Origin of the sequence: Bradyrhizobium ottawaense (assembly GCF_900099825.1) — a bacterium.
Lineage (GTDB): Bacteria > Pseudomonadota > Alphaproteobacteria > Rhizobiales > Xanthobacteraceae > Bradyrhizobium > Bradyrhizobium ottawaense_A.
The window spans coordinates 3,547,798-3,566,575 of record NZ_LT629693.1; the positions used below are offsets into that span (position 1 = coordinate 3,547,798).

The following is an 18,778-nucleotide window of genomic DNA, read 5'->3' on the forward strand; positions in this document are numbered from 1 at the left end:
ACGTTTGCGAAGCATCTTGCAAATGCGCGGCAAGCGAGCCGCCATCTGATCTTCAGGGATTTGGGATCGAGGGTGGCGGCGGGGTTTCCCCCGCCGCCTTGATCGATGAAGTCGTGGCCGAACTTAGCGGAGCAGCTGCAACACGCTCTGCTGCGACGTGTTGGCCAGCGACAGCGCGGACACCGCGATCGACTGGCGGGTCGACAGCGCCTGGCTGTTCGCCGCTTCCTCGTTGGTGTCGGCCAGCGTCAGGTTCGACGAGCCGGTCTGCAGCACGTTGATCAGGTTCTTCGAGAAGTCCTGGCGGATCTGCACGATCGACAGGTTCGAACCCAGCGCGGACGCTTCGGCTCGGAGCGAGTCGGAAGCGCTGCTCAGTGACGCCAACGCTTTGTTCGTGGCATTGTTGTCAATGAAGTCCGTACCGACGGTCAAGTTGGCAAGGCCGAGGCCCGCCGCGTCAAAGGTCGTGCCCGTGATGTTCAGCGTCGACTTGCCGGTCTCGTTGAACACCAGCTTCAGCGAGTCGCCATTCAGGAGGTTGACACCGTTGAACGACGCATCCTTCGAGGTCGTGGTGATCTGCGACAGGATGTTATTGAACTGACCAACCAGATTGGCGCGCGTGGCTTGAGCAGCCGCATCTTGCACGGGAGCCGAGGCCGACTTGCCGTTAAACAGATTGGTGCTGCCGGTGAGAGCGCCAATCTGAAGCGAAGCGTTGTCGTTGTTGGTCTGGATCGTCAGCGTACCGGAGGCATCGACCGTGGCCTGCAGGTTGTTGGAGGCCAGTGCGGCGTTCAGACCGTTGAGGTCCTTGACCTGGCCGGCGCCGGTGCCGAACGTGATCGACGTTGCCGTGCCGGTGCCGACCGCCGCGACGTCGAGAACCGTGCCGATGGCGAGGTTCGAGTTGGTCGAGGCGGTGCGCGCCAGGGTCGTGGTCGCGCCGCCGGTGCCGATGCCGAGCGAGGCCAGCAAGTTCGCATTGCTCGAGCTGATCGCAAGGTCGGCGGCGGTGCCGGTCGAGATCACGAGCTTGCCGCCAGTGACCGCGGCGGCGGTGCCGGTAGCGGGGACGGAGGCGGCGATGGTGGCGTTGCCGCCGCCGGTGAACGTAGCCGTCTGCACGCCGGTGGCAAGGTCAACCGCGGTGAGGAGGTCGCTGACCTTGCCCGCACCCGCATTGAGATAGACCGACGAGTTGCCGGAACCGTCGGTGACGATGTTGCCGCTGACGCCGGAGCCGGCGGGGACCGAGCCAGCCGCCGGAGGCGCACCGGTCTTGAAGGTGATGGTGTGGCCATCGACCGTCAACGTGTCGCCGTTGGCGATCGTCGCTGAAATCGAGGTAGAGGCAGCGGTGAAGGTCAGCGAGCCGGTAGAGGCCAAAGCGGCGGCGTTCGCGTCGGTCGCTGCCACGCCGGTCAGGGTCGCCGAGACGTAGGAGTTGCCGCCGAACAGGTTGGTGGCGGTTGCACCCGCGCCGAGGGAAACCGAGAAGCTCGACTTGCTCGAATAGCCGACCTGGGTCTGCAGAGCCTGGTTGGCAACCGACTTGGCGCTGTCCACCAGCTTCTGCAGCGAGGTGATGCCGGTGTTGGCAGCCTGCAGCACCTGCACGCCGTTGCCGATACCATCGAGCAGGTTGTTGATGTCGCTAGCGCGGTTGTCGAGCTTCGCCGCGGTGAAGAAGTTGGTCGGATTGTCGAGAGCCGTGTTGACCTTCTTGCCGGTCGAGAGACGGTTCTGGGTGGTCGCGAGCAGATCAGCGGTGGACTGCAGCGAGAGCAGGTTCTGGCGAACCGACGAGGAGAGGACGATACCTGACATAACTCATATCCTTCTGGATGAACACGATTGACGCAACGCCGAAACATTCATTCGGCGATCGTGCCACCCTGTCCCCGCGGAGCCTACGCTTTCGTTAACGGACGCTCCGTACAAATACCCTTCACGTCAAAAAAAATCGGCAACTCGGCTTATGGTAAACAGATCCTAAACGGCGCATGCCGCATGCGCGCGTCACGACGTCTGCACAAAGTCTGCGATACGAAGCCTGCGACGGCTGGCTCGACCGGACAACGCCTGCGAAGCGCGAACTGACTTCGGCGAGACACTCATTGATGACATCGGCAAAGCTATTGGCGTGAGCGGCATGCGCGGGCAACGCACCGTTCCGCGTTCGCGCGCCATGCGCAGGAAGTCCGGCGCCGGTCAGTCGAGGTTGGCGAAGGCGCGACCGGACATTGCGATCAGCGGAATCGCCGGCGCGCGCTCGTGAAATGTCCTGACCGATTCGAAACCACGCATGTGCGGCACGAAGATATCGACGATCATCCGGTCGAACCCGCAGCTTCCGGCGCGCGATGCCCGGCTTCGCCGCCATCGGCGACCGCTACTTCAAAGCCGTGGCGTTCGGGCTACTCCGATCGTCTAACGACCCGGTCGAAAAGCCTGTCAATTCTCCTTGCCAACCTTACGGGCCAGGATCATCATCGGCGAATTCGGAGTGTACGTATTGGGAGCCAGCGCCAGAGACGGCTTGATCCGCAAGGCTTTGGCTACGAGGCCATACCTATAAACAGGGAGACTGCTGTGGAATCAGCCCCCCGTTCCCCGAATGGATTTTTGTCTTCGCTGACTGCGGACGACTTCGAATTGATCCGCCCACATTTGCGCACCACCGATCTCCAGCAGGAGATGGTGCTGGTTGAAGTCGACGAGACGCTCAAACGCGCTTATCTCCCGCACCGTGGCGTGATTTCGCTGGTGGTCAAGCTCGCACGCGGCGAACACGTTCAGGTCGCTATGGTCGGTCGCGACAGCATATTCGGTTCGTTCTCCGCCCTCGGCGACGCCGTCGCGCTGAACAGCGCGGTGGTGCTGGTACCCGGGGTAGCCTCGACGATCGACATCGACCAGCTTCGCGCCGCGGCCGACCAGAGCGCAACGCTCCGCGCCGCACTGGCTCGACATGGACTGGCAGTCTATGCGCAGATTCAGCAAACCGCGGGCTGCAACGCCTCCCACACGGTGGAGTCCCGGCTGGCGCGATGCCTGTTGCAGACGCGCGACCTGTCCGGCAGCGACAAGCTGGTGCTGACCCAGGAATCAATGGCGCAGATGATCGGCGCCCGCCGCAACAGCGTATCGCTGGTGGCCAGCACGCTGCAGCAGGCGAACTTCATCCACTACAGCCGCGGGCATATCGAGATTACCAATCTGGACGGCCTGATCAGGACCTCCTGCGAATGCTACGGAACCGTGAAGGCCCAGTACACGAGGCTGCTGCACCCGCACATCCGCTGCGCGGCGGCGTGATGACCTGCGCACCGGCCGTGTCCCGATCGCTCTGATAGGTTCCCCGCCACCTTGCGCGCGAGGATTGTGCCGGGCCGCAATCGGCGGCCGCTTACCCCGTATAATTACTGCCAGCCAGGGGGTTTCGCGGCCGATCGGTCCAGCCCGGAATTAACGCGCTGTTCAATGAGCCCTGATATTTGTCACGCTGCTGACGGGTGCGAGTACGAGAAAAGCGGCGAAGCCTTTTCGCATGCTGCGCGCATTCACCCGTGTTCAGCGGCTTGTGAATTGCGCGGAGTTAAAGACATGGCTTTTGATTTGTCGATGCCGATCCTGGTGGTCGATGACTACAGCACCATGATCCGCATCATCCGCAATCTTCTCAAGCAGATTGGATTCGAGAACGTCGACGATGCCAGCGACGGATCGGCGGCGCTGGCCAAATTGCAGACCAAGCGATACGGCCTCGTGATCTCCGACTGGAACATGGAACCGATGACCGGCTACGACCTGCTCAAGGAAGTCCGCGCCAGTCCGGAATTCTCGAAGACGCCCTTCATCATGATCACGGCAGAATCCAAGACCGAGAACGTCATCGCCGCGAAGAAAGCCGGCGTAAGCAATTACATCGTCAAGCCGTTCAACGCGGCGACGCTGAGGACCAAGATGGAAGCGGTATTTCCCAACGAATAACCTCTGCCGGGGCGCGATGTCCCCGCACCGGATTTTGTTTTCACGCGCTTGCTCCATACGAACCGGTACCCGCCCCCGGATCAAATCCGAGGGCAGCTTCGCTCGAAAATGCCCCCGCGACCGCAAATCCGCATCGCGTAATCTTCGCGGACCTGGCCGGCATCGGCAGGCATTCCCGCATCGCAGGATCCGTTTCGAACATGGCAGGGCCGTGCGCCCGGCGCCATCGTGCACCCTGGCCGTACTTCTACGGCGTCAGATTTTCACAGACAGCTAATCTTGACTGGCGATAGTCGCGTGGACTGAAGGAGTACCTCATGTTCACGTTTGAAACGAGCGATCAGAAGGAAGTGCGGCGTTTCCGTATCGCGCAGTTCAACGGCAGAACCGCAACCGCTCGCGCCGCCGGCTCGGCGGTCACCGGCCACGTTCGATCGATCGTGGAAAACAAGGCGAGCGTTCCGGCCGCATGGACGATCACGATCATCCCGGAAGGGCCCAGGGCCACCGCCGCGTTACGGCCGTCGCCTCGCGTCCGCTCCTTCCTGGAAGACCGCTGCTAGGCAGCAACGGCGCTGTCCACGCCGCAACGCGCCTGTTCAGGCGTCCGCCGGCCATAGCGTTCCCGAGCGAAGCATGCCTCGGACTTGATCCGAGGGTGGCTGCCGGCTCGCGTAAGGCAGAAGACGCACTTCGTCCGCGAGCCCGACGGTGGCTGCATGGAGCATGACGGTTGATAGATCAGGCAGGCTGCAGCAACGCCTTGCGCACGAGATCGGCGGTGTTGCGGGCGCCGAGCTTGCGCATCGCCTCAGCGCGATGGCTCTCGAACGTCCGCGGGCTGATGTTCATTCGCAAGGCGCCCTGCTTGTTGGAGCAACCTTCGCTGATCAGGCTGAGCACTTCGCGCTCGCGCTTCGTCAGCGGCTTCTGACCGGACTCGGTCGCGAACATCACTCCCGGCGTACGCCCGACATCCCGGCTGCGGCCGCCCTGGCCTTGCTGGTGATCGCCATCGGCAGCCGCCGGGTGACTATCCGAGATCTGCTTGAGCAGGGCGCAGACACGTTCGGTCTGCTGAAGCGCGTTCTCGACGACCTGTTGCAGGTAAACGCGATTGCCGGGCGCCTGCGAAAATTGGTGGCTGTGCTGCTTGATCTCGTTCATGTAGAGCAGCAGCGCGGTCAGCGGACCATTCAACCGCCGGGCGATCGCAGCACCGGCCTCCTCCGTCGCCCTGACCCGCGCGGCGGACAGATGGACCAAGTCGAGATTGTCTTCGAGGGGCGTGATGTCCTTCACCCACTTTGAAAAGTGCGAATCGGCGGCTCGATCGTCTGCTTGGGACATATAACCAAGTTATCGGCTCCATTCTCGTTCATGGTTAATTTCCTCACCAGTAAGAATACGGGGCAACCCGGTACTCGACCGCTGCGATGGCCGAAGTTGAGAAAAAATGCGCGAAAACATCCGCAAACGGCGCATTTTGGTCCGGAATCCGGTAATTCTACCGATCAAATAAATTTATGGCCGCGCACGTTACCCCGTATTTTCACTGGGACCGCATTTACGTTTCTAATGGAGTCCGATCGATTTTGACGGCCTGCGCAGCCCTGCCGCACCGCAGCCAGGCGTGATGCGCGAGCCCGCGGTCCGGGCGCCCTTCGGGGGTTGAAATTTTGGACGCCCCGGCCGGATTGGGGTTTGGACGTCGTTACGATTGCGCGACGTCAGGTGCGCGGCCGCTTGAGGAATTTTCCCAGGAACCGACCCGAGACCACGAACCTGAACCACCAAAGCGCCAGCCGTCGCGTTTTCATCGGTCCCACCCGGCGGGCCGAGGCGGCCCGCGTGGCACCTTGGATAGCGCGGACGCCGGGGCGCCCCTGTGAGTTGCTTCACAATCGACCGTAGAAACACCGTCGCCGCCGGCCGCACACGGCCGCTTTTCGCGCCGATTCCGATTTACAGGCTTTGCCGGCCTCGCGATGATCGAGGTCCTCAATCATCCGGCACATCATTCAGGCGGGAGACGGCGATGTTGCAAGGCAAGGGACATTGGATGGCGATGGCTGCGCTGGCCGGAACCCTGACGTTCGGTTCAGCCGCCTTGTTCAGTTCAAGCGTCTTGGCGCAGACCGCACCCGCACCGGCGGAGAATGCCGCAGCCACGGCCGACAATGCCGTGATGCTCACCGTGTTCCTGAAGCACGATCAGTCCCGCCCGTTAAGCGAACTCAATGCACAGCTTGAGCGGCAGGGCTATTACAAGGCTTTCCCGCCGGCCGGCATCGAAGTCGTCAGCTGGTATGTGATGATGGGGATCGGCCAGGTGGTGACGCTGCGCCTGCCGGCGTCGCGGCTACGCGAGGTCAATCGCATCTTCGAGAATACCGCCTGGGGCAGCTATCGCACCGAGTTCTATCCGACCTACGACTACAAGGCGATCGGCATCGCGGCGCACGACAAGGCGCAATAGCAAGGCCTGCTTAGGAAGTGGCTGATCGATTCAGACGGTAGCGGATCAGCCGAGCCGGCTGATCTGTTCCTCGGTCACGACGCGCTCGACATTCTCGGATTTGCTCTTGATGCGGTAGCGCGGGCGGCCGTCGGATTCGATCGGCAGGCAGGAGACGATGGTATAGACGCTTCGTTCCTTCACCGTTGCGCGGCCCTGGGGGCCCTGCAGCTGGTGATGGACGTCGTCATTGATCGCGTAGTTGTGGGCCATCGTGCGTCTTTCGGTTGATAAGGCGCCTTTTAGTCGGAACAAGGCGCCAAAGCAACAAATCTCCGCAGCCCGATCGGCACCAATCGCCGTTCGGTTAGCCGGTCAAGGCCCAGCAGGGCTGGCCCAAGCAAGCCGGGCCTCGGTTCCATACGCCAAACACCCGATAAGCCCCTCGTCAATCCGCCACGCAGATCTCGACCCGGTTCCCGCTCAGCCGCGTCGGATAGACGCGAAGATCAATTTCGGCCGGTTCGCACTGCGCCTTGCCGGTCTTCACGTCGAAACAGGCGCCGTGCAGCGGGCATTCCACCATATCGTCCTCAAGCAGGCCGTCCGTCAGCAGCGCATACTCGTGCGAGCAGACGTTATCGGTCGCGAAGAACTCGCCGCCGACATTGTAGATCGCGATTTGCAGGTCGCCGATTTCAACGGCCATCATCGCACCCGCCGCGATCTCGGCGATGGCGCACACCGAGTGCCAAGCTCCGTTTTGCATCCTGTCCCTTTTTCTGAAGTGCGTTGCGCCCAGGCCATCGATCTGGCCACCAGAGGCGGTGCTCACAATTCGACGAACACGATCGCCTTCTCGATAATCACCGGAAACGTTTCGGCGGTCAGTCCACCATCGCCGCAGGTGTCCGGAGACGACGTCTCCTGTTCGACGCTGGTCTTGTACTGCCGGGTAAACAGCCCCTGCGGGTCGCAGTGCGATTTGCCGGTGCGCAAATCGAACTCCCAGCCATGCCAGGGACAGCGCAGTATTTCGCCGGGGCGCGACAGCCGATAGCAGCCGGGCACTTCCGATTCGGGCAGTCCGACGATGATGCCCCGGCTGAGCCTGGCGCCTTCGTGCGGGCAGCGATTCAGCAGCGCATAGAAGTCGCCGCCGACATTGAACACTGCGATTTCCCGGCCGCGAAGCGTCACGACCTTGTTGCTGCCAGGAGGAATTTCACTGACGAGCCCGACGCGCTCTTTCGGCATGGCTAGAACCTGTACAAATTTTCGGCGTTGCCGCGGCAGATCTGTTTCCGCTCGGCGAGGCTCAACTTCATCTTGAAGGCGTAGGAAGGATCGTCCTGGTCCCAATGCGGATAATCGGTCGAGAACAGCAACCGGTCCCAACCGAGCCAGTCGAAGCAACGCCGCAACTGCTGCTCGGGCCGGCCCGGCTCTTCCATCGGCTGTGTCGTGTACCAGAAGTGCTTCTTGACGTAGTCCGAGGGCGCGCAAGTGAGATGCGGCACTTCGCCCTTCATCCGCTCCCACAGCCGGTCGAGCCGCCAGACGAAGCTCGGCACCCAGGCAAAGCCGATTTCGACCAGCACGACCTTGAGCGCCGGAAACTTTTCGAACACACCCTCCATCACCATGCTGCTCATGACGGCGGGACCGCCCATCGTCGTCGCATAATGCTCTTCCATATAGAACGAAGGCCAGCCGCCGCCGGTCGAAGCGTGACCGCCGATGCCGTAGGAGTGAATGCCGAGCGGCAGACCATGGGCCTGTGCGGCTTCGTAGATCGGCCAGTAGCGTTGCCGGCCCAGCGGTTCGCTGCTGCGCGGCGCCAGCATGATCTGAACGAACCGGCCGTCGCGGGCGCAGCGCTCGATCTCTTTCACGGCCGCAACCGGGTCATCCTGCGTCACCACCAGCGAGGCACGAAGGCGCTCGTCGCGATCGAGCCATTCGGCGACCTGCCAGTCATTGTGTGCGGTGGCGAGCGCACGGGCGAAATCCTGATTGCGCTCGCTGGCCACGTTGCCGAACAACGGGATCAGGATCGCCTTGAGGATGTGAAAGGGATCGAGGTGCTGCTGCTGCATGAACGCCAGATCGGATCCCGGCGGTCCGCCGGCCGGCGGCCAGGCATCGCGCCGGCAGATCAGCGGGGCCGTCCGCGGATACTGCGTGGTATTGATGAACGGCTGGCGCAGATGCGTGCCGAATTGTTCCGAATGATCCTGCCAGCGGCGGGCGAGATACGGATAGAGGCTCTTCGGATTCTTCGGCAGCGGATGAATGTCGCAATCGATGATGCCGACGTCGCTTTTCGCGACCGCACCTGCGCGCGAGCTCTCGATGACGCTCATCATGATGTCTCCTGCAGCCGCGGATAGGTTTTCAGCGGATTTTCCGTTCGCAGCCGGCGCATCAGATCGGCGTCGAATCCCGCAGGCGCGAACTCGGCCTGTTCGAAATTCCAGTGCGGAAAGTCGGTCGAGAACAGCATCATCTCCTCACCGATCTGTTCGATCATTTCCCTGGCGATCTGCGGATCGGCCGGACCGTCGAACGGTTGCATGGTCAGCCGCACATGTTCCGCGACGATTTCGCTCGGCGGGCGCTTGACCCAGGGCACTTCCATGCGAAGGCCGCGCCAGAGCTTGTCGATGCGCCACAGGAAGGACGGCAGCCAGGTTACGCCGGAATCGGTCAGCACCACCCGCAGCTTCGGAAATTCCTTGAACACGCCCTCGGCGATCATGCTGAGAAGCTGGGTCTGGAAGCCGACGCTTTGCGCCGCCTGGTCCTCGATACGGAATGACGGCCAGCCGTTGGTCCAGGGCGCGAAGCGATAGGTGCTGCCGGCGTGGACGCCGATCGGCAGACCATGCGCTTCGGCCGTGGCGTAGATCGGCCACATCGACCGCTTGCCGAGCGGCGCATCGCCCATCACCATCAGCAACACCTGGACGAAGCGGCGATCGGGCGCGCGGCGCTCGATTTCCTTTGCGGCGAGTTCGGCATGCTGCCATGGCACGATGATGGAGGCGCGGAGCCGGTCGTCCTTGCTGAGCCAGTTGCTGATCAGCCAGTCGTTCATCGCGCCGCACAGCGCCGCGGCCAGATCCGCGTTGTAGACCGCCTGCGCGCCGTAGAGGCAATTGCAGATGGCGATATCGGTGTCGAACGCATCCAGCGCCCGCGCCTGTACCAGTTCGAGCGTGGCCGGGCCTCGCCAGTCCGGCCTGACCGCGGCCGGCATATTCGAGATATCGCCGGTCAACTCCAGGCGATCGATGCCGCGGCTCGTCACCTGCTCGTGCCAATACGCGTCGAGGAACGGCAGCAATTCGCCGGTCGTCGGCAGCGTCAGATGAAGGTCGCAGTCGACCTTCGGAAAGGAGTTGGCTTGTCGCAACAACGGGTCATTCCTTGTTTCGGCTTGACGCTTTCGTCGGGCCCCCATCTCGGCGAAGGGCTCCGAGACAGCCCCCCTATTCGACGCTGATGCCTGCTTCCCGGATGGTCTTGCCCCACTTGTCGGTTTCCTTGCGGATGAAGGCGCCAAACTCCGCGGGCGTGGAGCCGACGGGTTCGGCGGCCTGCTTCTCGAAGGCTTGCTGCAGTTCCGGCGACTTCAGCGCCTGAACGATCGCGGCATTGAGCGTGGCGATGACGTCCGGCGGCGTCTTGGCGGGCACCACGATTCCGGTCCAGCCGGTCGCCTCGTAGTCGGGCAAGCCGCTTTCGGCCAGCGTCGGAATGTTCGGCAACAGCGGCGAGCGCTTCTTACCGGTGACCGCGAGCGCACGCAGCTTGCCGCCTTCGACCAGCGGCAGTGCCGTGATCATGGAGTCGAACATCAGCTGCACGTGATTGCCCATCAGGTCGTTCAACGCCGGCGCGCTTCCCCGGTAAGGAACATGCGGCGCATCGATGCCGGCCTGATGCACGAACAACTCGCCGGACAGATGCATCGAGGTGCCGTTGCCGCCCGAGGCCCGGTTCAGTTTGCCGGGATTCTTCTTGGCGTAGTCGATCAGCTCCTTGACCGAATTGACCGGAAGATCCGGGCTGACGACCAGCAGCAGCGGATACTGCACCACCAGCGACACCGGTTCGAAATCCTTGATCGGATCGAACGGCAGATGCTTGAACAGGGTCTGGTTGATGGCGTGGGTTCCGGTCGTCGCCAGCAACAGCGTGTAACCATCGGGCGGGCTCTTGGCGACGAACTCGGCGCCGAGATTGTTGCCGGCACCCGGCTTCGGCTCGACGATGACAGGCTGGCCGAGCGACACCTGCATCTTTTCGGCGAGCAGCTGGGCGGTGATATGGGTCGGCCCGCCGGCTGCGGCCGGCACCACAATCTTGATGGTCCGGGAAGGAAAGCCGTCGGCGACGGCAGGTACCGCCCACGCCAGCGCGAACACCAAAGCCAGCAAATTCCCCCTCACGCCGCGCCCCATTTCCATTCCCTTCCGTTTCTTCTTGTTCGACTATCGAACGTATGGTCTACTGTCGAACAACCTAACATGTTCGACGGAGTTGGCAACCGTGCTTGGAATCGATGACGTCTGGACCGATGCGTCAAAATGGCCTGCTGGCAGCGACACCTTTGTCGAGGCTTTTGCGAAGGGCCTGCTGGTGATCGCGGCCTTCCACCATGAGCGTAGCCTCGGCCTGAGCGACATCGCCAAACGAACCAGGCTGTCCCGCGCCGGCGTGCGGCGGCTGATGCACACGCTGATCGCGCTCGGATTCGTGCAGCAGTCCGGCGATGCCTTCACGCTCACGCCGCGCGTGCTGCAACTCGGCTTTTCCTATCTGTCTTCGCTGACGCTGCGGGAAGTGGCGCAGCCCGTCATCGAAACCCTGTCGCGCGAGACCGACGAAGTGGTCGCGATATCCGTGCTGGATGGCGCCAACGTCATTTACATCACCAGGGCCGAGGTCACGAGCGTGCTGCGACGCGGCCTCACCATCGGCAGCCGCATTCCCGCGTTTTGCAGCTCGATGGGGCGGGTTCTGCTGGCGGGACTTTCGCCGGAAGCGTGCGAGGCCAATCTCAACGGCTCCGAGCGCCGTGCCTGGACCAGGCTGACGACGACCGATGTGCAACAATTGATGCACGAAATCGACATCGTGCGCCGGCAAGGCTGGAGCTTCGTCGGCGAGGAACTGGAAATCGGCGCCTGCGGCATCGCCGTGCCGATCCGCGATCCGAACGGAAACACGGTGGCGGCGATCAACCTCTCCACCAACCTGGCGCGGCATTCGCCGCAGGACCTGGTGAAGAATTTCCTGCCACGGCTGATGAAGGCAGGCCAGCAGATCGAGCAGCATCTGGTTGTTTGAAGGCCCGAGAGGGCCAAGCCTCATGGCGCTATGCCAGAAGCGTCTTTCTTTTTTGCACCCGCTCGATCGATCTTGCGATCGCCGCACCGGCCAAGACTCCGTCGCGCACGGCTTGCCGGACATGTTCCGCGATACCGGCCATATCCTGCTCCTGATCGAACAGGTTGTTGCCGATGCAGAGCATATCCATGCCGGCCCGGAGCGATTGCAGGCTGGCCTCCCTTGTGCCGAGCGCCTTCTGCAATCCCTGCATCTGCATGTCGTCGGTAATCAGGAGCGTGTCGGGAAGACGGTTGCGCAACCGGCCAAGTCCTGCCGCCGACAAGGTCATCGGATGATCCTTGTCCCATTGCCGGACGATGGCGTGACTGACCAATACCGCATCGCCGAATATCCTGGGCGCCAGCGCATAGAACAGCTCTTCCTGTTCGGACGTCAGCGCATCCGAAATGTCCATGAACTCCTGGTGTGAATCCACCACCGCGCCGCCGATGCCGGGAAAATGCTTCAGGCACAGGCCGATCCGCTGCTCGCGCGCGATCTCGCCGGCCAGCAGGGCATTGGCTTCGACTTCGGCGATGTCGGCGGAGTAGGACCGCTTGATCCGGCCAATATTCGGATTGTCAGGATTGTAGTCGACGTCGATCACGGGCGCGAAATCATAGTGAATGCCGAGCTGCCGCATCTCGGCAAAACTCGCCGTCAGGATTTTGCGCTTTTGATCCGGAGCGAGATGATTGAATTCCTTCGCGCTCGGCAGCGGCGCAAAGCCGCGGCCTTCCTTCAGCCGCCGCACCAATCCTCCCTCCTGGTCGATGAACACCATCGGGTGGGACGGCAGGCGGGCGATCTCCCCGCAGAGCCGCCGCACCTGTTTGGGAGATTCGATGTTGTTGTCGTATTGCCGGGTCTGGCAGGAGTAGTCGAACAGGATCACGCCACCGAGGCCATAACTACCTCCGAATTCGTGCAACCACGCCGGGATTGTCTTGCCGAAGAAACCGAGAATGAAGAGTTCGCCGATCTGCATTCGCGCGCTTTCGCCAACCGGCCAAGACCTGTCTGCCATGACGTTCCCTGTCGATTCTTGTATGTTAAAAGCGTTCGGTTGAACAGCAGCCGCCAGGCACAGCAAGAGTCGAAGAGATCATGACAGCACCACCCATTCCGCAAATGGCGCGATACCGCCAATGGCTCAGCGAGCAACGCGGCCTGCACTTCGCGGACTATGAAGAAATGCGGCAATGGTCGGTTCGCGAGCTCGACGCGTTCTGGCAGAGCATCCGGGATTATTTCGAGCTGCGATCGCCGACGCCGCACCGCGCCGTGCTGGCGCAGCGCAAGATGCCGGGCGCGGTCTGGTTCCCGGGCGCTGAGGTCAACTATGCGCGCCAGGTGCTGCGGCATGTCGAAGCGGCGCATGCCGCGGGTCAGCCCGCGATCGTTTCCTGCGGCGAAGACGGCATCCTGAAAGAGACAAGCTGGCCCGAGCTGCGGCGCAAGGCGGCCGCTCTGGCGATCCATCTCAGGGCCCGGGGCGTCCGCTCCGGCGATCGCGTCGCGGCCTACCTTCCCAACATCCCCGAGACCATCATTGCCTTTCTCGCCACCGCCAGCATCGGCGCGGTATGGAGCGTCTGCGCCCCCGATATGGCGGCGCCCGCCGTGATCGACCGGTTCAAGCAGATCGAGCCCAAAATCCTGATCGCGTGCGACGGCGTCACCTATGCCGGCCGCCGCCACGACCGGCGTCAGGTGATCGACGAGTTGCGGCAGTCGCTGCCGAGCGTCGAGCATGTCATCATCCACCGCGACGGCGCGGTTCGCCCAACGGGCTCCGATGTCCTGCTCTCGACAATCCTGTCGGCGACCGGCGCCGAGATCGACGCGTTCGAGCCGGACTGGCTGCCGTTCGATCATCCGCTCTGGATCGTCTATTCCAGCGGCACGACCGGACTTCCGAAGCCGATCGTTCACGGCCATGGCGGCGTCGTCATCGTGGCATTGCCGCTGAACGTGCTGCACAACGATATCGGCTGCAGCTATCGGCCGGAATCGTTCGGCGAGCGTTATCACTGGTATAGCTCGACCGGCTGGATCATGTGGAATTGCCAGGTCGCCGGCCTGCGCAACGGCACCACGATCTGCATCTTCGACGGCAGCCCAAGCGGGTCGAAGGAAAATCCGGACTGGTCGACGCTGTGGCGCTTTGTCTCGAATTCGAAGACGACGTTCTTCGGCGCGGGGGCGGCGTTCTTCGCCGGTTGCACCAAGGCCGACATTGACCTCGCCGCCAGCGGCGATCTGTCGCGCCTGCGGGCGCTCGGCTCGACCGGCTCGCCGCTGTCTGCCGACACCCAGCAATGGTTCAACGCGCGCTTCGCCCGCCTCGCCGAAATCAACGGCAGCATTGCGCAAGCCGGGATGTTCTGGGCCAACATGTCCGGCGGTACCGACTTCGCCGGTGCCTTCATCGGCGCCAACCCCGAATTGCCGCAGACGCCGGGCCTGATGCAGTGCCGGCTGCTGGGCGCCGCCGTTGAGGCCTTCGACGAGCGGGGCCGCGGCGTCATCGAAGAAGTCGGCGAACTCGTCTGCACCGAGCCGATGCCCTCGATGCCGCTAAAATTCTGGAACGACGACGGCGATGCGCGCTACCGCGGCAGCTATTTCGATACCTACCCGGACAATTTCGACGGCACCGGCCGCGGCGCGGTCTGGCGCCATGGCGACTGGCTCAAGATCAACACCGACGGCTCCTGCGTGATCTATGGCCGCAGCGACGCCACCATCAACCGCCACGGCCTGCGGATGGGCACCAGCGAACTGTATTCGGCGATCGAGGCCCTGCCGGAGGTGCTGGACTCGATGGTGGTCGACCTCGAATATCTCGGGCGCGAAAGCTACATGCCGCTGTTTGTGGTGCTGCGGGAAGGTTTCGCGCTCGATCGCGCGATGCGGACACGCATCAACAACGCGATCGAAGCCGGGCTGTCGCGGCGGTTTCTGCCCAACGAGATCTTCGCTGTGGCCGAGATCCCGCGAACGCTGTCCGGCAAGAAGCAGGAACTGCCGATCAAGAAACTGCTGCTCGGCCACCCGCTGGAGAAAGTCATCAACAAGGACGCGATGGCCAATCCCGGCTGCCTCGAATGGTATCTCGATTTCGCGGCGAAGCACTTGCAGAAGAATGCCGGAGCAGCATGAGCTGAACGGGCCCCCGGCCCGTTGAACGCAGCAACTCTCGGTCCTACATAGAGCCGGCCGAGCAAAACCAAGGGAGAACCGAGATGGCTGAGAAGACCGAGCGGGCCGTTCTGGCCGGTGGGTGTTTTTGGGGCATGCAGGATCTGATCCGCAAGATGAGCGGCGTGATTTCGACCCGCGTCGGCTACTCCGGCGGCGATGTTCGCAACGCTACCTACCGCAACCACGGCACCCATGCCGAAGCGATCGAGATCGTCTTCGACCCGCGGCTGCTCAGTTACCGGCAACTGCTCGAATTCTTTTTCCAGATCCACGATCCGTCGACGCGCAACCGCCAGGGCAACGACATCGGCATGAGCTATCGCTCGGCGATTTTCTATACCAGCCCCGAGCAGGAGCGCGTGGCCCGCGACACCATCGCGGATGTCGATGCGTCGGGAATTTGGCCGGGCAAGGCCACCACCGAAGTCGCGGCCGCCGGAGACTTCTGGGAAGCCGAGCCGGAACATCAGGATTATCTCGAACGCTATCCCGACGGCTACACCTGCCATTTCGTCCGTCCGGGCTGGCGCCTGCCACAACGCAAGGTTGGATAAAGGCTAAACTCCCGGCGACCTAAACGAATCCAATGCCGGCAGCGCACGTTGCTGCCGCTACCAGCGATACGGTGAATGTGGTTACCAATTAAATCAACCGCTCGCTTTTCCGCCTCCTGTAATATTTCGATAACATCTGCTCACTTATCTCGCTTTTCTGCCTTCGAAGGCTTCTTGGCCAACTCCGCTGCCATAAGGAAGCGTTTGGTTTCTGAGCTGAGATGGATCGAAACAAGGTCAAATAGCTTGCATGAGCGACTTCAAAACATCTGGCTTAGTTACGACGTCGAACTTCAAAAACACGATATCTCTTGTCCTTATGCTCTGCCACAAACGCGCGGCCCAAACGATCTGGTCTGGCAACTCGTCCAAATCCAGATCGGTTCCATTGCAAGACTCCCTGCACGGTAAGCCTCGAAACGGATGTCTGATACATTAGAGTTTTCCCACTTACCCCACCGGAGAGGGAAAATCACGAGCGTAAAGCATGCTTTTTTTGAAACTGCCCCCGCCATTTCGCAAAAAGTCTGCGACCGCGTTGTCCATGGTGTCACGATGCCGGACTGGTTTGTCACTTTTGAAATCCGCAAACGCGGCTTGCTGCATAAGAGAGAGCGCAGCCCTCGCGAAAGCAGAATGTTTGCGACCGAAGCCGAAGCCAAAATGTTCGCGCGTGCGAAATTGGACGAAGGACTGATCGTATTCGCTGGTACCGTCAGCCCCTATTCCCCCAAGCAATTAATCCTCCCAAACGACATCGCTCGTTGGCTCACCGAGCAGTAGCGCGAACGCGCTGAGTGACCTCCATTCTGAGGACCAGTCCGCCTCGCTCATCATGTCGGCTCGCGCTTGAGCGGCAGATAGCCGGTATTAGACACGACCACCCTTGATTTCTCCTTGAGTGTTGCCATTTTGGCACGCGCACTCGGAGTTCTTGGGTCTACCTTCGACACGTGTACGGCGGCACATTGCCATCCACATGCGAGCAAGGGGATTGAAATGATGAAGAAATTTCTGCTTTCCGCAGCCGTCGCACTTGGCGCGGCTTCACCTGCACTGGCTGCTGACATGGCCGTCAAGGCCGTGCCGATGGCCCCTATCCCGGTGATCTATAATTGGAGCGGCTTCTACATCGGCGCAAACGGCGGCTGGGGCCAGAGCCGCAACTGTGTGGACTTTGTCGGTGTGGCTGGCGTAGTCGTCGCTGATGGCTGCCGCGAGCGCTCCGGGGGCCTCGTCGGCGGCCAGATCGGTTATCGCTGGCAAGCCAACCAGTGGGTGTTCGGCCTGGAAGCACAGGGCGATTGGGCGGATCTCAGCAACCAGCGCGTCAGCGTGTTCAATCCTACGCTCTCCACTCGCACCAAAACCGATGGAATCGGCCTCTTTACCGGCCAGATCGGGTATGCATGGAACGCCTCGCTGTTTTACATCAAGGGCGGCGCGGCGGTGACAGACAACCGCTTTAGCATCCTCGATAACCTCACTGGCGTTGAACTGGCCGCGGCAAGCGCGACCCGCTGGGGTGGCACCGTGGGTGTTGGATGGGAGTATGGCTTCGCACCGAATTGGTCCGCCGGTATCGAATACGATCACCTATTTATGGGCCACGCGAATAATTCGTTCACGGCTACCGATCCGCGTCTTGTCGGTTTCCTCAACGATCGGATCAGTCAAGATGTGGATATGGTCACCTTACGCATCAACTACCGCTTTGGCGGCTACGGAGCGCCGGTGACCGCTCGCTATTGATCACTGCCCAACTCCAGCAACCCTAAGCCCCGGCATCGTCCGGGGCTTTTTTTCGGCCAAATGCGGGTTAGGCAAGTCGATGCCTTCCAGCACGCTAGTGGCAAGTTTCATTGAGCTCATTTCTCACTCGGTTCCACTTCTATACAATTTTAGAAAGTCATTCCGCCTGACTTTTAATTAAGAATTGAGCGGACTAAAGATTTTCCCTGCTACCCACGTTGTGATCAGTTTGGGGAGTTGTCTGATGATCGAGCTTCGGGCTCAGCAACGAATTTCAGTCAATTGCCTTGCGCTGCTTCAAGTTCACGGTGTTCGCGGCGTTCACCCCTGCCGAGTGGTGAACCTCCATGATCACGGAGCTGCGCTTCATTGCTCTACGCATCACGTTGCCGCCTTCGAGCTTGTTCTCTCATTGGATGGTTTCAAGACAACAAAGCACTGCCACGTGGTATGGAGGGAGGGGAATGCGTGCGGTGTCGAATTTCTAGATCGAAACCACGCCTCAGTCGCCAACGTGCAGGGGCCACGAATCGCCTAGGACAACCCGCGTTGCGTTCCGTGATGGTGAAATGTGCCATGCTAACGCTCTAGGGCGTGACTTCCGATTTTGACACGCGACGTACATGGCGCGATGTCCGAGTTGAATTCGCTTTCGGGTGTAAAACGGAAATTCGACTTTAAGGCTGTCAGGACCCTTTTGACCCCGAACGGACGTCGGGCGTTTAGGCTTATAGCGTTTCGCAGAGAACCACGTTGACGTTGCAACGGCGGCTCTACGATGGCCCCACAAGAGACATCCGCCAGCGCTTGGTGCGCACCGTCGGAGCCGATGTTTCATCAGTATTGATACAGATCAAGGTAGATGGACTCTGGCGGGTGATGTTGCGGGGCGATTAATTCGGGCAACACACTGCGGAGAGCAGGATGTCGAGGCTGAAACTATTTGGACCGTCGCTTGCCATTCTTTTGGCCTCGACCCTATCTCAGCCGTTGGCCACACCCATGGTCGTATGACCCCCGGGGCAGGGAAATTGTCAGACTAAGCATGTTCTTTGTGAAAGAAGCTGCGGCTACCAGCCGTTCACCTCGCAAACAGAACCAAGACCATAAGAACCACGGGAAGAGAACCGAAGCCGTATACCGCAGGAAAAAAACGGCATCGCTATCGAGAGCGGTGAAGATTCGCGGGTTGAGCCGCAAAAAGAAGCTGCGCGGCGCCGCTTCGGCAACACGTCCCGGCGACGTTTCAACTTCTTGAACGCCGGGGGTCGCTGGTGTGTGATGCTCCGGCGGAGGCGTTGCCGTCGCGGTGGGTGTCTCCGGCGTGAGGTTACGTAACGAGAAGGGCGTGGTGCTTGAACTTCGGGGCGCTAAGTTCGGGGTAGAGGCATCCGCCAATTTGGCCTCA

Annotated in this window: 19 protein-coding genes and 1 pseudogene; 10 read left to right on the top strand and 10 right to left on the bottom strand. The window is 61.5% G+C overall.

Going from position 1 to position 18,778, the window contains the following annotated elements; translation table 11 throughout:
* Positions 1-123: 123 nt before the first annotated feature.
* Entirely contained in the window at positions 124-1,833 is a 1,710-nt protein-coding gene (locus BLR13_RS16525) for a DUF1522 domain-containing protein (RefSeq protein ID WP_074821802.1), read from the bottom strand.
* Between the two features lie 274 nt (positions 1,834-2,107).
* Positions 2,108-2,420 (bottom strand): annotated as a pseudogene (locus BLR13_RS41725) (response regulator); the annotation flags it as partial.
* Between the two features lie 178 nt (positions 2,421-2,598).
* Between BLR13_RS41725 and BLR13_RS16535 the strand changes: the two are divergent.
* The 3 genes from BLR13_RS16535 to BLR13_RS16545 all read left to right on the top strand — a co-directional run bounded on the left by BLR13_RS16535 (position 2,599) and on the right by BLR13_RS16545 (position 4,562).
* The gene (locus tag BLR13_RS16535) at positions 2,599-3,324 is read left to right on the top strand and encodes a Crp/Fnr family transcriptional regulator (RefSeq protein WP_074821799.1); all 726 of its coding nucleotides are present in this window, start codon (positions 2,599-2,601) and stop codon (positions 3,322-3,324) included.
* A gap of 288 nt (positions 3,325-3,612) precedes the next feature.
* Positions 3,613-3,999, top strand: coding sequence for a response regulator (locus BLR13_RS16540; protein WP_074821796.1), 387 nt, complete (start codon positions 3,613-3,615; stop codon positions 3,997-3,999).
* 317 nt (positions 4,000-4,316) lie between these two features.
* Positions 4,317-4,562: a hypothetical protein gene (locus BLR13_RS16545; RefSeq protein WP_074821794.1), complete on the top strand. Its 246-nt coding sequence runs from the start codon at positions 4,317-4,319 to the stop codon at positions 4,560-4,562.
* Between the two features lie 178 nt (positions 4,563-4,740).
* Here BLR13_RS16545 and BLR13_RS16550 read toward each other — a convergent pair whose 3' ends face one another.
* Entirely contained in the window at positions 4,741-5,349 is a 609-nt protein-coding gene (locus tag BLR13_RS16550; protein ID WP_074821791.1) for a helix-turn-helix transcriptional regulator, read from the bottom strand.
* 718 nt (positions 5,350-6,067) lie between these two features.
* On the opposite strand from BLR13_RS16550, the gene BLR13_RS16555 reads away from it, so the two are divergent.
* Positions 6,068-6,478, top strand: a complete 411-nt coding sequence (locus BLR13_RS16555; RefSeq protein ID WP_371722545.1) for a hypothetical protein — start codon at positions 6,068-6,070, stop codon at positions 6,476-6,478.
* 45 nt (positions 6,479-6,523) lie between these two features.
* On the opposite strand, the gene BLR13_RS16560 is transcribed toward BLR13_RS16555, so the two are convergent.
* From BLR13_RS16560 to BLR13_RS16585, 6 genes are all read right to left on the bottom strand, one after another.
* Positions 6,524-6,730: a hypothetical protein gene (locus BLR13_RS16560; protein ID WP_074821786.1), complete on the bottom strand. Its 207-nt coding sequence runs from the start codon at positions 6,728-6,730 to the stop codon at positions 6,524-6,526.
* Between the two features lie 175 nt (positions 6,731-6,905).
* Positions 6,906-7,292 carry a non-heme iron oxygenase ferredoxin subunit gene (locus tag BLR13_RS16565; RefSeq protein ID WP_244525191.1) on the bottom strand — a complete coding sequence of 129 codons (387 nt, stop codon included), beginning with the start codon at positions 7,290-7,292 and terminating at the stop codon, positions 6,906-6,908.
* Positions 7,289-7,714, bottom strand: a complete 426-nt coding sequence (locus tag BLR13_RS16570) for a Rieske (2Fe-2S) protein (protein WP_074821780.1) — start codon at positions 7,712-7,714, stop codon at positions 7,289-7,291. The genes BLR13_RS16565 and BLR13_RS16570 overlap by 4 nt, the downstream gene beginning before the upstream one ends.
* Positions 7,715-7,716: 2 nt before the next feature.
* Entirely contained in the window at positions 7,717-8,823 is a 1,107-nt protein-coding gene (locus tag BLR13_RS16575; RefSeq protein ID WP_074821777.1) for an amidohydrolase family protein, read from the bottom strand.
* Positions 8,823-9,878, bottom strand: coding sequence for an amidohydrolase family protein (locus tag BLR13_RS16580; RefSeq protein ID WP_074821774.1), 1,056 nt, complete (start codon positions 9,876-9,878; stop codon positions 8,823-8,825). The genes BLR13_RS16575 and BLR13_RS16580 overlap by 1 nt, the downstream gene beginning before the upstream one ends.
* A gap of 73 nt (positions 9,879-9,951) precedes the next feature.
* Complete coding sequence (locus tag BLR13_RS16585) at positions 9,952-10,926, bottom strand: Bug family tripartite tricarboxylate transporter substrate binding protein (RefSeq protein ID WP_074821769.1); 975 nt, start codon at positions 10,924-10,926, stop codon at positions 9,952-9,954.
* Positions 10,927-11,014: 88 nt separating this feature from the next.
* Between BLR13_RS16585 and BLR13_RS16590 the strand changes: the two genes are divergently transcribed.
* A complete protein-coding gene (locus BLR13_RS16590; protein WP_074831437.1) occupies positions 11,015-11,815 on the top strand; it encodes an IclR family transcriptional regulator domain-containing protein in 801 nt (266 codons plus the stop codon).
* Positions 11,816-11,843: 28 nt separating this feature from the next.
* On the opposite strand, the gene BLR13_RS16595 is transcribed toward BLR13_RS16590, so the two are convergent.
* Entirely contained in the window at positions 11,844-12,884 is a 1,041-nt protein-coding gene (locus BLR13_RS16595; RefSeq protein ID WP_244525192.1) for a glycoside hydrolase family 3 N-terminal domain-containing protein, read from the bottom strand.
* 80 nt (positions 12,885-12,964) lie between these two features.
* Here BLR13_RS16595 and BLR13_RS16600 point away from each other — a divergent pair, with 80 nt between their 5' ends.
* The 5 genes from BLR13_RS16600 to BLR13_RS42595 all read left to right on the top strand — a co-directional run bounded on the left by BLR13_RS16600 (position 12,965) and on the right by BLR13_RS42595 (position 17,908).
* Entirely contained in the window at positions 12,965-15,022 is a 2,058-nt protein-coding gene (locus tag BLR13_RS16600; RefSeq protein ID WP_074821763.1) for an acetoacetate--CoA ligase, read from the top strand.
* A gap of 83 nt (positions 15,023-15,105) precedes the next feature.
* Positions 15,106-15,618: a peptide-methionine (S)-S-oxide reductase MsrA gene (gene msrA, locus BLR13_RS16605; RefSeq protein WP_074821761.1), complete on the top strand. Its 513-nt coding sequence runs from the start codon at positions 15,106-15,108 to the stop codon at positions 15,616-15,618.
* A gap of 423 nt (positions 15,619-16,041) precedes the next feature.
* Positions 16,042-16,401: a hypothetical protein gene (locus BLR13_RS41730; protein ID WP_244525193.1), complete on the top strand. Its 360-nt coding sequence runs from the start codon at positions 16,042-16,044 to the stop codon at positions 16,399-16,401.
* A gap of 219 nt (positions 16,402-16,620) precedes the next feature.
* Complete coding sequence (locus BLR13_RS16615) at positions 16,621-17,370, top strand: outer membrane protein (RefSeq protein WP_074831436.1); 750 nt, start codon at positions 16,621-16,623, stop codon at positions 17,368-17,370.
* Positions 17,371-17,614: 244 nt separating this feature from the next.
* Positions 17,615-17,908, top strand: coding sequence for a PilZ domain-containing protein (locus tag BLR13_RS42595; RefSeq protein ID WP_433994269.1), 294 nt, complete (start codon positions 17,615-17,617; stop codon positions 17,906-17,908).
* Positions 17,909-18,778: the final 870 nt, after the last annotated feature.